Origin of the sequence: Georgenia sp. SUBG003 (assembly GCF_000715355.2) — a bacterium.
Taxonomy (GTDB): Bacteria; Actinomycetota; Actinomycetes; order Actinomycetales; family Actinomycetaceae; genus Georgenia.
Map to the genome: position 1 here is coordinate 4353245 of NZ_CP180204.1, position 12331 is coordinate 4365575.

12 protein-coding genes and 15 pseudogenes are annotated in these 12331 nt (G+C 68.3%); 19 read left to right on the forward strand and 8 right to left on the reverse strand.

What is annotated here, in order from left to right; translation table 11 throughout:
• Positions 1-8: 8 nt before the first annotated feature.
• The 5 genes and pseudogenes from DA06_RS24400 to DA06_RS24420 form a co-directional block, all read left to right on the forward strand.
• Positions 9-317 (forward strand): SLC13 family permease, encoded by a 309-nt coding sequence (locus DA06_RS24400; protein ID WP_418608204.1) that lies wholly within the window; start codon positions 9-11, stop codon positions 315-317.
• Positions 299-580 (forward strand): SLC13 family permease, encoded by a 282-nt coding sequence (locus DA06_RS24405; protein ID WP_052437077.1) that lies wholly within the window; start codon positions 299-301, stop codon positions 578-580. Before DA06_RS24400 ends, DA06_RS24405 begins: the two co-directional genes overlap by 19 nt.
• 85 nt (positions 581-665) lie before the next feature.
• Positions 666-1059, forward strand: a pseudogene (locus DA06_RS24410) (aldehyde dehydrogenase family protein); the annotation flags it as partial.
• A 106-nt stretch (positions 1060-1165) separates the two neighbouring features.
• Positions 1166-1261 (forward strand): annotated as a pseudogene (locus DA06_RS24415) (hypothetical protein); the annotation flags it as partial.
• Between the two features lie 172 nt (positions 1262-1433).
• Positions 1434-1843 (forward strand): annotated as a pseudogene (locus DA06_RS24420) (pyridine nucleotide-disulfide oxidoreductase); the annotation flags it as partial.
• Here the strand turns inward: DA06_RS24420 and DA06_RS24425 are convergent.
• The 4 genes and pseudogenes from DA06_RS24425 to DA06_RS24440 form a co-directional block, all read right to left on the reverse strand.
• Positions 1725-2366, reverse strand: a complete 642-nt coding sequence (locus DA06_RS24425; protein WP_418606304.1) for a hypothetical protein — start codon at positions 2364-2366, stop codon at positions 1725-1727. The pseudogene DA06_RS24420 and the gene DA06_RS24425 overlap by 119 nt on opposite strands.
• A gap of 295 nt (positions 2367-2661) precedes the next feature.
• On the reverse strand, positions 2662-2868 hold the full coding sequence (locus DA06_RS24430; protein WP_043507122.1) for a UDP binding domain-containing protein: 207 nt from the start codon (positions 2866-2868) through the stop codon (positions 2662-2664).
• 31 nt (positions 2869-2899) lie between these two features.
• A pseudogene (locus DA06_RS24435) lies at positions 2900-3416 on the reverse strand (Glu/Leu/Phe/Val dehydrogenase dimerization domain-containing protein); the annotation flags it as partial.
• Between the two features lie 28 nt (positions 3417-3444).
• Entirely contained in the window at positions 3445-3567 is a 123-nt protein-coding gene (locus DA06_RS24440) for a hypothetical protein (protein WP_418606306.1), read from the reverse strand.
• A 61-nt stretch (positions 3568-3628) separates the two neighbouring features.
• Between DA06_RS24440 and DA06_RS24445 the strand changes: the two genes are divergently transcribed.
• The 5 genes and pseudogenes from DA06_RS24445 to DA06_RS24465 form a co-directional block, all read left to right on the forward strand.
• Positions 3629-3784, forward strand: coding sequence for a hypothetical protein (locus DA06_RS24445; protein ID WP_418606308.1), 156 nt, complete (start codon positions 3629-3631; stop codon positions 3782-3784).
• Positions 3785-3881: 97 nt separating this feature from the next.
• Positions 3882-4526, forward strand: a complete 645-nt coding sequence (locus tag DA06_RS24450; RefSeq protein WP_418606309.1) for an ABC transporter permease subunit — start codon at positions 3882-3884, stop codon at positions 4524-4526.
• Positions 4486-4832, forward strand: a pseudogene (locus DA06_RS24455) (DUF488 domain-containing protein). The gene DA06_RS24450 and the pseudogene DA06_RS24455 overlap by 41 nt, the downstream one beginning before the upstream one ends.
• Positions 4833-4839: 7 nt before the next feature.
• A complete protein-coding gene (locus tag DA06_RS24460; RefSeq protein ID WP_418606310.1) occupies positions 4840-5070 on the forward strand; it encodes a hypothetical protein in 231 nt (76 codons plus the stop codon).
• Positions 5070-5408 (forward strand): annotated as a pseudogene (locus DA06_RS24465) (cbb3-type cytochrome c oxidase subunit I); the annotation flags it as partial. The gene DA06_RS24460 and the pseudogene DA06_RS24465, both read left to right, overlap by 1 nt.
• On the opposite strand, the pseudogene DA06_RS24470 reads toward DA06_RS24465, so the two are convergent.
• A pseudogene (locus DA06_RS24470) lies at positions 5385-5558 on the reverse strand (LLM class flavin-dependent oxidoreductase); the annotation flags it as partial. The pseudogenes DA06_RS24465 and DA06_RS24470 overlap by 24 nt on opposite strands.
• Positions 5559-5917: 359 nt before the next feature.
• Here DA06_RS24470 and DA06_RS24475 point away from each other — a divergent pair.
• From DA06_RS24475 to DA06_RS24490, 4 genes and pseudogenes are all read left to right on the forward strand, one after another.
• A pseudogene (locus DA06_RS24475) lies at positions 5918-6382 on the forward strand (carboxypeptidase); the annotation flags it as partial.
• A 19-nt stretch (positions 6383-6401) separates the two neighbouring features.
• A pseudogene (locus DA06_RS24480) lies at positions 6402-6659 on the forward strand (exo-beta-N-acetylmuramidase NamZ domain-containing protein); the annotation flags it as partial.
• Positions 6660-6760: 101 nt separating this feature from the next.
• Positions 6761-7372 carry a hypothetical protein gene (locus tag DA06_RS24485; RefSeq protein WP_418608205.1) on the forward strand — a complete coding sequence of 204 codons (612 nt, stop codon included), beginning with the start codon at positions 6761-6763 and terminating at the stop codon, positions 7370-7372.
• A 319-nt stretch (positions 7373-7691) separates the two neighbouring features.
• Positions 7692-8095: pseudogene (locus tag DA06_RS24490) on the forward strand (PLP-dependent transferase); the annotation flags it as partial.
• Here the strand turns inward: DA06_RS24490 and DA06_RS24495 are convergent.
• Positions 8091-8803, reverse strand: a pseudogene (locus DA06_RS24495) (carbohydrate ABC transporter permease); the annotation flags it as partial. The pseudogenes DA06_RS24490 and DA06_RS24495 overlap by 5 nt on opposite strands.
• On the opposite strand from DA06_RS24495, the pseudogene DA06_RS24500 reads away from it, so the two are divergent.
• Positions 8762-9341, forward strand: a pseudogene (locus DA06_RS24500) (ABC transporter permease subunit); the annotation flags it as partial. The pseudogenes DA06_RS24495 and DA06_RS24500 sit on opposite strands and share 42 nt — an antisense overlap.
• 522 nt (positions 9342-9863) lie before the next feature.
• Here the strand turns inward: DA06_RS24500 and DA06_RS24505 are convergent.
• Positions 9864-10106: a hypothetical protein gene (locus tag DA06_RS24505; protein WP_043507170.1), complete on the reverse strand. Its 243-nt coding sequence runs from the start codon at positions 10104-10106 to the stop codon at positions 9864-9866.
• A gap of 179 nt (positions 10107-10285) precedes the next feature.
• Here DA06_RS24505 and DA06_RS24510 point away from each other — a divergent pair.
• A pseudogene (locus DA06_RS24510) lies at positions 10286-11036 on the forward strand (2-oxo acid dehydrogenase subunit E2); the annotation flags it as partial.
• On the opposite strand, the gene DA06_RS24515 reads toward DA06_RS24510, so the two are convergent.
• Positions 11026-11193 (reverse strand): hypothetical protein, encoded by a 168-nt coding sequence (locus DA06_RS24515; protein ID WP_418608413.1) that lies wholly within the window; start codon positions 11191-11193, stop codon positions 11026-11028. The pseudogene DA06_RS24510 and the gene DA06_RS24515 sit on opposite strands and share 11 nt — an antisense overlap.
• Positions 11194-11205: 12 nt before the next feature.
• Between DA06_RS24515 and DA06_RS24520 the strand changes: the two genes are divergently transcribed.
• From DA06_RS24520 to DA06_RS24530, 3 genes and pseudogenes are all read left to right on the forward strand, one after another.
• Entirely contained in the window at positions 11206-11427 is a 222-nt protein-coding gene (locus tag DA06_RS24520; protein WP_418608415.1) for a hypothetical protein, read from the forward strand.
• 26 nt (positions 11428-11453) lie between these two features.
• Positions 11454-11969 (forward strand): annotated as a pseudogene (locus DA06_RS24525) (aminoacyl--tRNA ligase-related protein); the annotation flags it as partial.
• A 98-nt stretch (positions 11970-12067) separates the two neighbouring features.
• Positions 12068-12238: pseudogene (locus tag DA06_RS24530) on the forward strand (3-oxoacyl-ACP reductase); the annotation flags it as partial.
• Positions 12239-12331: the final 93 nt, after the last annotated feature.

A 12331-nucleotide genomic window follows, 5' to 3' on the forward strand; every position in this document is an offset into this window, starting at 1 on the left:
TCGCCGGGATCGCCGTCTACCTCGCCGCCGGGACCCTCGACGAGCCGGCCCAGCGGCTGGCCGGGATCCTCACCTTCGTCATCATCTACTGGATCACCGAGGCCATCCCTATCCCGGTGACGGCGATCCTCGCGATGTCGGTGGTGGTGATCTTCCAGGTCGCTCCCGCCGACGAGGTGTTCGCCCTCTTCGGCAACTCCACGCTGTTCGTGTTCGTCGGCGGGTTCATCATCGCCGAGTCCATGCGCAAGCACGGCCTCGACCGCCGCTTCGCGTTCGGCGTGCTGAGCCTGCCGGCGTGGGCAGCTCGGCCGTAAGGATCATCATCGCGTTCGGCGCGATCACCGCCCTGCTCAGCGCCTTCGTGTCCAACACGGCGACGGCGGCCATGATGATGCCCATCGGCGTCGGCATCGTCACCTTCATCACCGGCGTCATGTCCTCCGAGTCGGGGAAGGAGGTCGACCCGCGCCGCCTGCGCTTCGCCACCGCCCTGATGCTCATGGTCGCCTACGGCGCGAGCGTCGGCGGCCTGCTCACCCGGTGGGGAGCCCGCCGAACCTCATCGGTCGCGGGCTGATCGAGGAGGCGACGGGAGAGACCATCCCCTTCTTCACCTGGATGGTGCTCGCCTTCCCGATCGTGCTGCTGATGTTCGTCGCGCTGTGCGTCATCCTGGTCTCTTCGACGACGCACCGCTGGACCAGGCCATCGAGGGCATCGTCAACGGCATCTTCTTCAATCAGGGCCACGTGTGCTGCGCCGGGTCGCGGCTCCTCGTGCAGGAGAACGTCCACGACGAGGTCATCGACCGGCTCAAGGACCGGCTGTCGACCCTGCGGCTCGGTGACCCGCTCGACAAGAACACCGACATCGGCGCGATCAACTCGGCCGAGCAGCTCGACCGCATCCGCACGCTGTCGCGGATCGGCGAGGAGGAGGGCGCGGAGCGGTGGAGCGCCCCCTGCACGATCCCGGAGAACGGATTCTGGTACGCGCCCACGATCTTCACGGCGCTCCACGTCGCACCGCATCGCGCGCGACGAGATCTTCGGGCCGGTCCTGTCCGTGCTGACGTTCCGCACGCCCGCGGAGGCGGTGGCGAAGGCGAACAACACCCCCGTACGGGCTGTCCGCCGGGATCTGGACGGAGAAGGGCAGCCGGATCCTCGCCGTCGCCGACCGGCTGCGCGCGGGCGTGGTGTGGGCGAACACCTTCAACCGCTTCGACCCCGGCCTCACCCTTCGGCGGCGTACAACGGGAGTCCCGGCCTACGGGCGGGAGGGTGGCCGGCACGGTCTCGCCGCCTACCTGGAGCCGACGGTGCGGCGGTGGTGCCACGCCCGGTGCCCATACACTGGACGGCGGAAAGCTCCGCCCTGGACGCGTGCGTGTGCACGCTCGGGCGGCACACCCCAGACGAGAGGTACCAGTGACGAGCTCCCGCCCGCTGAGCGTGGCACTCGTGGGCGCGGCCCGGCCGGCATCTACGCCGCGGACATCCTGTCGAAGTCCGGCCTCGACGTGAACATCGACCTGTTCGAGCGCCTCCCCGCCCCCTTCGGTCTCGTGCGCTACGGCGTCGCGCCCGACCACCCGCGGATCAAGCAGATCATCGTGGCGCTCTACAAGATCCTCCAGCGCGGGGACGTGCGACTGATCGGCAACGTCGAGGTCGGCAAGGACGTCTCGCTCGAGGAGCTGCAGAAGCACTACGACGCCGTCATCTTCTCCACGGGGTCCGACCGCGACGCCCCGCTGGACATCCCCGGCGTCGACCTCGAGGGCAGCTACGGCGCCTCCGAGTTCGTCTCCTGGTACGACGGTCACCCCGACGTGCCGAGCGTCCGGGGTCGTCGGCCTCGAAGAACAGGCCGCCGCCGGAGGTGACGACCTTCTGCATCTCGGCCTTCGCGCGCGCCGAGCCGGCGTCCGTGAGGGACGCGTACATGCCGTGGACGGTGATGTCCCGCTCCGCGGCGAGGTCCGCTGCCTCCGGCAGGGCGTAGATGGGGGTGCCGAGCACGAGGTTGTCGGTGGCGAGGATGATCGAGCGGGACCGCTCGGTCTCCGAGGCGTCGAACGCGAGCGCGCAGGTGGCGAGCCCGTCCCCCACGAGCGAGGACGACTCGTTGTCGAGGGAGACGGTGCCGACGAGGAAGTCCTCGAGCTTCTCCAGCGCCTCCTGGTCGTACACCCAGGCGTCGAGGTCGAAGTCGAGCGCCGCCGCCGCCGTGTCCAGCTCGTCCTTGACCAGGGCGTAGTCGTCGGTGAGAGGGAAGACGGTGCGGGAGGTGTTGTTCCAGACGCTCAGCGCGATCCGCTCGCCCTCGAAGGAGTCGACCATCTCGCTGAACTTCTGCACGATCTCGGTGCGGCTTGACGAACCCGATAGGGCACCCCCGGGAGCCCGCTTGCGATGTGACGCTGGACTGTCCGCGGCGGCTGGGTGTCGGCATCCACGTTATGAAGGCGACTCCGCACCCGGTCAGGGTGTCTGGCCGGGCCCCTATTAGCGATCACCAGCCGCCTATCGGCCCCGGCGGAACCCCCCCGATCATCAACGACTGGCGGAAAGAGCCATACCGAGTTCCGACAGGCCAGCACCCCCCGATCGAACACGACCCGAGGGCTGCGAAGAAGGTAACGGGGGGCTACTCTTACGGGCGGCCGATGCCGTTGTAGGTCCAGCCGGCCCCGCGCCAGGTGGTGGGGGCAAGGGCGTTGCGGCCGTCGATGATCCAGGGGTTGCGGACGGCGTCCTTGAGGCGTGCGGGGTCGAGTTCCTTGAACTGCTTCCACTCAGTGAGGAGGAGGACGACGTCGGCGCCTTCGGCGGCGGCGTAGGCGTCCTCGGCCACGTTCATGTCGGGGCGGCGTTGGGCGAGCACGGGACGATCTCGCGCCCGCCCACCCGATGTCCCCGGCAGGGACGTCGGTGTGCTCGCCGATGTGGCGGTGCAGCTCGGTCATGAACGACTGGCAGAACCGCATGATCTCGCCGTCGCTGCGCCCGTGCGGGTCGAAGTCCGAGCCGCCCTTGCCGCCGCCGATCCCCCGGCCGGTCAGGGAGTTCTTGAAGATCTGCTCGAAGCCGAGGAACTTGATGATTCCCAGGTTCACGCTGGGGTGGAAGCGCAGCCCGCCCTTGTACGGGCCGAGCGCGGAGTTGAACTGCACCCGGAAGCCGCGGTTGACCTGGATGCGGCCGGCGTTCGACCCAGGGCACCCGGAACATGATCTGGCGCTCCGGCTCGACGATCCGGCTGATGACGGCGTGCTCGCGGTACTCGGGGTGCTTCTCGACGACCGGGTCGAGAGACTCGAGGACCTCGCGGACGGCCTGGTGGAACTCCGCCTCGCCGTGGTTGCGGCGGATGACCTGGTCGTACACGTCCTGAAGCTCGGGCAGCATCGTGGTCTCTCTCGTGGGTGGCCGGCGGTCAGCCGAAGTACCTGGGCATGGTGGCGGACGAGGCCTGCCGGAGCTCGTCCACGGGAAGGGTGAAGGCGCCGTCGACCGCGAGCGCGGCGGAACCGGTGGTGCCGATCCGGCGCGATCGCACCGCTCGGCAACACCCTCATCGCGCTCGCGAAGAACACCACGGTCGCCAGGCCGCCGGCGTCGTGCAGGCCGCCTCCGTCATGGCCACCATGATCGAGTTCCGGCCGGACCTGATGGTCGCGATCTTCCTCGTCATCGCGCTCGGCTGGGTGATCATCGTCCTGCCTATCGGCCTGGTCAGCACGTACCTGTCCCGACGACTGGGGGTCGCACGATGAGCTCCGTCCTCTTCGACGCCCCGGGTCCCGCACGCGTCGCCGCATCGCCCTCGTCAACGTCGTCGGCGCCGTCATCGTCCTGGGCGTCCTCGCCTGGGTGATCTGGGGGCTGGCCCAGAAGGGTCAGCTGACCGCCGCCAAGTGGAACCCGTTCCTCACCGAGTCGGTGTGGGCCGACTACCTGCTGGTCGGCCTGTGGAACACCCTTCGTGCAGCGGCGGTGTCGATCGTCACCGCCAACGTCTTCGGGCTGCTGTTCGGCCTCGGCAGGCTCTCGCACTCCCGGATCGTGCGGGGCGTGTGCGGCACCGTGGTGGAGTTCTTCCGCGCGGTCCCGGTCCTGATCATGATGATCTTCTTCTGGCAGCTGTTCTCCTACGTCCCGGGCCTGGAGCGCCGAGCCACCGTTCTACGGCGTGGTCTTCGGCCTCACGCTGTACAACGGCTCCGTCATCGCGGAGCTCGTGCGTTCCGGCGTGCACAACCTCCCGCGCGGCGAGCGGGAGGCGGCCCTCGCCCATCGGGGCTGACCCGGTCGAAGAGCCTGCGGCTCGTGGGAGGTTCCGCAGGCTCCTCGTGTGGGACGATCGGGGGCATGACCTCGTGCCCCGGAGCGACTGATCGGCTGGGGCTACGAGGGGCGTTCGATCGACGACCTTCTCGCGCTCACCAAGGCCACCGGCGCGAAGACCGTTGCGGATGTGCGGCTCAACCCCATCTCTCGCAAGGCGGGATTCTCTAAGCGCGCTCTCAGCGCAGCTCTCGATGCTGCAGATGTTCGGTACGTGCATTTCCCCGCCTCGGGAACCCCAAGGACAACAGGGCCGGTTTTGCCGCACCGCGGAGTTCAGAAGGAAGAGCGGCCCAGCAGCGATTTGACGCGGAGGTTCTAGGTACCGCGCGGGCACGCGACGCGCTCCGCGATCTCGTCGAGTTCTCCGCCCCAGGCCCAGTCATCGTCCTGTGTTTCGAGGCCGAGAATGAATGCTGCCACCGGAGCCTCGTAATCCGCGCCGCGATGGACCTCGAACAGCGGGCGTCTGCCTAGAACGCCAGTGCCGGATGCGGTCGCGTGTACCGTCACCCCGCAGAAGGAGGGCATCTACTCCGGCAAGTGCGCGGAGCTGTGCGGGGAGTTCCACGCCGAGATGCTCTTCAACGTCGAGGTGGTCGACCGGGCCACCTTCGACGACAAGATGGCCGAGCTGCGTGACGCCGGCCAGACGGGACGGCTCGGGGAAGAGCTGAACCGCCAGTACCTCGTCACGCAGGAGGACCAGCACTGATGGCGACCATCACCACCACCCACCCCGACGTTCCCGGCCTCCGCCCGCAGCGGCAGAGCCTCGGGCGCATGGTCATCGGCTGGGTCACGTCGACCGACCACAAGACGATCGGCTACATGTACGTCGCCACGTCGTTCGCGTTCTTCATGGTCGGTGGCGTGCTGGCGCTGCTGATCCGTGCGGAGCTGTTCGAGCCGGGGATGCTGCTGCAGTCCAAGGAGCAGTACAACCAGCTCTTCACGATGCACGGCACGATCATGATGCTGCTGTTCGCGACGCCGTTGTTCACGGCGTTCGGCAACATCCTGGTGCCCCGCCGTCACCCCGGGCCCGAGGTCCCCGCGGGTGCGCTCGGCCACCGCGGTCAGGACGTTCCACACGAAGCCGGCCTGCCCCTGCGTCGGCGTCCAGGGCTGGAAGTGGTCGGCCGCCATCACCCCCGAGAACCCGTGCTCCTCCGCGAGGGCCGAGTACTCCACGGCCTCCATGGGCGCGAACTGCTCGAGGGCTGCGGCGTAGCCGATCGTCGATGTCACGACTGTGTTCTCTCTGAAGCCGCCAGACGCCTGCTGTAGGGCGGGTCCTGACTTTCCGGGGAGTTCGGGCTGGCGGTGGCTGCATACGGAGCCCGTCCCTGCCCTCTGGGTAGTGCTGGGGTGGACGGCGGTCGTCCGGGTCGGGTGCGTTAGTCGAGTGGTTCGACACCGGTGAGACGGAGCTCCTCGATGTCGAGCTGTGTCTGGATCTGGCGAGCGACTCACCCTCACTGGCGCCGTCGCGCCCGGCGCCGGCCTCGCCTCCCCCGCGATCGCCGGGGAGGGACCCAGCTACAACGGCCACGAGACGCGGGGTGGACCTCAATCGTGACCACGTCGCCAAGCTCCGGCCCGAGACGCAGGCGCTGCACAAGAACGTCTTGGGCAAGTACGACATCGACTACATGATCGACCTGCACCACCAGGGCACCCAGAGCGAGGTCGACGGCCAGCTGGTCTCCGGGTCGATGCTTTACCCGACCACGAGCTCCGTCTCGCCCGAGCTGGTCGAGAGCTCCAAGCGGCTGGGCTCGGTCGTCTACGACGTCGACCCGACCGGCTGGGGGCACATCGGCAAGTACGTCGGCGGCACCGCCAACACCATCGGACGCAACGGAATCGCGGCCGAGTACGGCATCGCCACGCTGCTGTTCGAGATGAGGGGCATGGCCGACCACGAGGGTGAGTGGGCGATCCTCGGCCAGAAGAGCAACGGCTACCTGATCCGTCAGACCGTGGTCACGCTCGAGGCCACCGCGCGGGCGATCGCGGACGGCTGCGCTTCTACACCTACATCTGGACGATGTACTACGCGATGGAGCCGCCGCGGAGAACGGCAAGACGTTCGTCGTCCTCGACCGGCCCAACCCGCTCGGCGACCGCATCGACGGTCCCGTGCTCGACTACCCGCAGATCAGTTCCTTCGTCGGCCTGCGCGAGATCCCGCTGCAGCACGGCCTGACGGTCGGCGAGCTCGCGCGGCTCTTCAACGACGAGTTCCTCGAGACGCCGGCGGACCTGAAGGTGGTCGAGATGGAGGGTTACGACCGGTCCTCCATCGTCAGCGACTGGGACCTGCCCTGGGTCCTGCCCTCGCCGAACATCCCCACCCGCGAGACGGCGATCGTCTACCCCGCACCGGGCTCATCGAGTCGATCAACGTCTCCGAGGGGCGCGGCACCACCACGCCGTTCCTGTGGTTCGGGGCGCCGTACATCGACGAGACCGAGTCCTACGCCCTGGCCGAGGACCTCAACGCCCGCGGCCTCGAGGGCGTGACGTTCCGGCCCATGTCCGCCACCCCGAGCGCCAGCAAGCACGCCGGGCGCTTCTCCGGCGGCGTCCAGGTCCACGTCCTCGACGAGGCCGCGTACGAGCCGTGCGCACCGGCCTGCACGTCCTCGACGCGCTCTTCGACCACATCGACGAGGTCGACTGGCGCGAGGGCGAGAAGTGTCGCACCGAGGCCGACCTGTGCTGGCGGCGTCGACCTCGGCCGCCGCCGCGTCCATCGCCTGCTGCGGGGTGGCCTGACCGAAGACCAGACTCTCGATGTGCTTCTGCAGCGCCTGGCTCGCCGCGTCACCGCCGACGACGGTCGGGAACGGGGGTGGCGTCCGGCAGGCCGTCGACGTACGTCTTCAGGAACGGGGTCGGACAGCGCGTCCTGGTGGGCGTCGATATCGGAGGTGCGCGAGGGCAGGATGCCCATCCGAGGATGTCGCCCATCGCGGAGGAGCCGTTCTCGCCCGAGTCCGGGCCGTTGAGCCAGCTGAGGAACTTCCACGAGGCCTCCTGGGCCGCCTCGTCGGCGTTCGCGTTGACCATGCTGAGCCAGGAGTACGAGATCGACGACGACGCGTCGCGTCCGGGCCGACCGGGATCGGCGCAGTCGCCACGTCGGCGTAGGCGTCGCCCATCGTCTCCCTTCAGAGAACCCTGCCCACCAGTCGCCATGACGATCATCGCGGTCTTCCCGCCGGCGAGTTCGTCGAGGCTAGGGGCCGGGTGGGTGTTTGGGCGTTTGGGCCCGCGCTCGCCCGCGGGGGGTCGGATCGATCCCGTCGTCGAGCATCTGCTGGCGCGATCCTCGACATCGAGGCCGTCGCCGCGGTCGCCCACGAGGTCGGCGTGCCGCTCGCCGTGGACAACACCATCGCCACTCCGTACCTCATCCAGCCGCTCCGGCACGGCGCGGACATCGTGATCCACTCCGCCACCAAGTACCTCGGGGGCCACGGCACCTCCATCGCGGGCGCATCGTCGACGGCGGGACCTTCGACTGGTCCGCGCACCCGGAGCGGTTCCCCAACTACAACACCCCGGACCCCAGCTACAACGGGCTCGTCTACAAGGACCTCGGCGCCCCGCGTTCATCCTCAAGGCCCGCGCCAGCTCCTCGCGCGACATGGGCCCGGCCCGTGTCCCCGTTCCAACGCCTTCCCTCATCGGCCTGGGCCATCGAGACCCTGTCGCTGCGGGTGGAGAGGCCCCGGTGAAGAACGCCAGCGCCGCCGGCACCGGCCGGGCCGCGCTCGTCGAGGTCAGCGAGATGCCGTAGACGAAGTCGTTCCACGCGATGAAGAACGCGATCAGCGCGGTGGTGAACACCCCGGGCGCGGCGAGCGGCACGATCGCCTTGCGGAACGCCTGCCACGGGGTCGCCCCGTCCACCTGGGCGGCCTGCTCGAGCTCCCACGGGATCTGCCGGAAGAACGCGGCGAGCGTCCAGATGGAGATCGGCAGGGTCAGCGACAGGTACGGGATGATCAGCCCCGGCCAGGTGTCGTACAGGCCGATGTTGCGCCAGAGGTTGAACAGGGGCGCACGATCGAGATCACCGGGAAGATCGACACCCCGAGCGCCGTCGTCAGGATGAGCTTCTTCCCCCGGAAGTCCAGGCGGGCGATGGCGTAGGCGGCCAGCGTCGCCAGCACCACCGCGATGGCCGTCGCGATGAGCGAGATGCCGATCGAGTTGCGCAGGGCCGGGAGGAACAGGTCTCGCGCCCCGCCCTCGGCGGTGAGAATCTGCTGGTAGTTCTCCCAGGACACCCTCGGGGGCAGGAACGTCCCGGAGCGGATGTCGCTCGTGGACTTCAGCGACGTCATGAAGATGGAGAGCACCGGGAACAGCGCGTACACGAAGACGAGCACCTGGGCAACGTCTCCCTCTCGCCGTTCCCGCGCGAGTACCAGCAGATCGCCAGCGGCTTCCTCAACGGCCTGCTCGGCGGTCAGGGCTTCGACGTCTTCACCCTCGTCATCGCGGCGATCGGGGTGGCCGGGTACGCCTTCAACGCCTACCGCACGCGGCGCCGCCAGATCGAGTACAAGCAGCCCGTGGAGTCCATGCCGCTCTTCGTGCTCAAGCTGGTCCTGGTGGCGGCGGTCGTCATGGCCTTCGCCTACCAGCTCTCCCGGAGCCGCGGGCTGCCGATCGTCCTCCTCCTCCTGGCGCTGCTGATCCTCGCTCGGCGCGGCGAAGCGCAGCATCTTCGGGCGGCACGTCTACGCCATCGGCGGCAACCTCGCTGCGGCGCAGCTCTCGGGCGTGAAGGTCAAGAAGGTGAACTTCTGGATCTTCGTCAACATGGGCTTCCTGGCCTCCGTCGCCGGCGTCGTGTACTCGTCGCGCTCGAACGGCGCACAGCCCGCCGCGGGCAACATGTTCGAGCTGGACGCGATCGCCGCGGCCTTCATCGGTGGGGCGGCCGTCACCGGCGGCATCGGGCGTGAGCGCGATGGACCTTCTCGTCGTCGGTGTCGCCGCTCTGATAGTCACCTGCGCTGCCGTTCCACTCGTACGACGGGTGATGCTCGGACGAGGCGTCCTCGATGTGCCGAACCACCGTTCGTCGCACAACACACCCGTGCCTCGCGGCGGCGGGATCGCGTGCGCCGCAGGTGTCGTTGGCGCATGCGTCGTCGCGGCCTTAATCGGCGTAACCGTGCCTGCCTCCGCCGTGACGGCAGCGGCAGCACTCGCAGTCGTCGGGCTACTCGACGAGTTTCATCTGCCTGCGGTGCCCCCGACTAGGACTTCAGGTCATCGTCGGTGCGGTCGTCGGTGCCGCTCTCGGCGGCACACTGTGGTGCTTTGTCGGTGCGGTTCTCATGCCTCTAGTGGTCAACGTCCAACTTCATGGACGGCATCAACGGCATCACAGCTCTGACGCTGTTCACCTGGGGCTGCACGACGGCTCTCCAGCTCCTGCGCGGCGAGCGCCCCGTTGGCCCCCCGGCTTGTTCTCGACGGTCACGGCGACGCGAGGTCGTCGGAGGCGTGGTCGCGAGCGCTCGCCCGATGAGGTCCGTGCTGCCGCCGGCGTCCTGGCCGACGAGGATCGTGACAGGGCCGTCGGGGGAACGACTCCGCCGACGTCTCGCCCTCGTTGCCGCCGCCGGCCGTGACGTTGCCGCCGCACGCGGCGAGGGTGAGTGCGGTGAACAGCCCGGCGCCGACCACGAGGACGCGACGGGAGCGATGTGAACGGTTCATTGAGCTCCTCTTCGAGAGACCGGGACCCGGGTGAATCCAGGGAGCACCGACAGTCGGCACTGGAACCGTGGCGAGCCTACGCAGGGCCTGTGATGCATGTCCAAAAGCGATTTCGCATTATCCGATACCCGTTGGGTATACCCAATGTCGCAGTCCTCAGTTTCCGGGCCGACGACGGCGGTGCGGCCGCGCCAGCCTCTCCGATCCTCGGCCGGCACGCGCAGAAGTGCTCGGCACATACCTTTCCGGTATCACTTAACGGCACGACCGAGAAGATGTCGCGTCTGCGCAAGGTCATCTCCAAGCGCATGCGCGAGTCGCTCGACACCTCGGCGCAGCTCACCTCGGTGGTGGAGGTGGACGTCACCCGCATCGCCGGCCTGCGCTCCCGGGCGAAGTCCGCGTTCCAGGCGGCCGAGGGCACGAAGCTGACGTTCCTGCCGTTCTTCGTCAAGGCCGCGACGGAGGCGCTCAAGGCGCACCCGAAGCTCAACGCCACGATCGACGACGAGCAGGTGATCTACCACGGCGCCGAGCACATCGGCATCGCGGTCGACACGCCGCGCGGTCTGCTCGTCCCGGTCATCAAGGACGCGCGACCTCGACGATCGGCGGCATCGCGAAGAAGATCAACGACCTCGCGGCCCGCACCCGCGACAGCAAGGTGACCCCGGACGAGCTCTCCGGCTCGACCTTCACCATCACCAACACCGGGTCCGCCGGGCTGCTGCTCGACACCCCGATCATCAACCAGCCCGAGGTCGCCATCCTCGGGGTCGGGACGATCGTCAAGCGCCCGATGGTCGTCGCGGACGCGACGGCAACGAGACCATCGGCATCCGCTCGATGATCTACCTGTCGCTGACCTACGACCACCGACTGGTCGACGGCGCCGACGCCGGCCGTTTCCTCTCCACCGTCAAGGCGCGAGCGCGTCTACGGCACCGCCTGGCCCTCCAAGGACGAGCTCCGGGCGTACACCGAGCGCCTGGCCGAGGCGGAGCGCCGCGACCACCGCCGCCTGGGCGCCGAGCTGGACCTGTTCTCCTTCCCCGACGAGATCGGGTCGGGCCTGCCCGTCTTCCACCCCAAGGGTGCGATGATCCGGATGGAGATGGAGGAGTACTCCCGCCGCCGCCACGTCGAGGCCGGCTACTCCTTCGTCAACACCCCGCACATCACCAAGGCGCAGCTCTTCGAGACCTCCAGGCACCTGGAGTGGTACGCCGACGGGATGTACCCCCGATGCACCTGGACGAGGCGCGCGACGCCGAGGGCAACATCACCCGGCAGGGCCAGGACTACTACCTCAAGCCCATGAACTGCCCGATGCACAACCTCGTGTACAACTCGCGCGGGCGCTCCTACCGCGAGCTGCCGCTGCGGCTCTTCGAGTTCGGGCACGTCTACCGGTACGAGAAGTCCGGGGTGGTGCACGGCCTCACCCGCCCGCGGCTTCACCCAGGACGACGCCCACATCTACTGCACCCGCGAGCAGATGAAGGACGAGCTCGCGAGCTGCTGACCTTCGTGCTGGACCTCCTCAAGGACTACGGGCTCGAGGGGTTCTACCTCGAGCTGTCCACGCGGGCCCTGGGGTGCCCGTCACACCGAGGATCCGGCGCGAGCCTGCAGCGACAAGGTCCTGACATCGGGCCACCAAGTCGTCCATGGACGCAACCGTGGCGGTGCGTCCGACAGCCGACGCGCGGTCGTGCTCGTTCACCGTCATCCCTCCTGGTCGTCATCGACGTCTCCGGTCACCCGCGGGGTCACCACCCAATCGAAGAAGTATTGCATGTCACCGGTGACATCCGCGCACATGTCACGGGGTGTCATTCGCGAGAACTCGGGATAGTGTGACCGCACGGTGGCTGCTACGGCAGCCGCGCCCAACGGTGATTGGAAGAGACCTATGACCGATTTCAACGGCACGATCCTCGTGACGGGGGGCAAGCGGCGGCATCGGCGGCGCGACAGTACGCCAGCTTGTCGGAGCGGGCGCAAACGTACTTGCTGCGGGCCGCAACGTCGCGCAGCTCGAGGCCATCGCGTCCGAGACGGGCGCCGAGCCTCTCCCGTTCGACCTGACCTCAGAAGACAGGCCACGAGCTCGGGAAGGACCTGGGTGAGGATCTCCTCGTTGAACGGCCCCTTGAGCAGAGACACACGATCGTCGGTCAGTTTCCACTGAGAGTTGATCAGACCCGAGAGGGTCGTGTGCT

Excerpts from the sequence above, each read along its gene's own strand:
- DA06_RS24430 (WP_043507122.1), bottom strand. The coding sequence starts at position 2,868 with ATGAACGTGGCCGAGGACGCCTACGCCGCCGCCGAAGGCGCCGACGTC.
- DA06_RS24505 (WP_043507170.1), bottom strand. The coding sequence starts at position 10,106 with ATGAACCGTTCACATCGCTCCCGTCGCGTCCTCGTGGTCGGCGCCGGG.
- DA06_RS24520 (WP_418608415.1), top strand. The coding sequence starts at position 11,206 with ATGATCCGGATGGAGATGGAGGAGTACTCCCGCCGCCGCCACGTCGAG.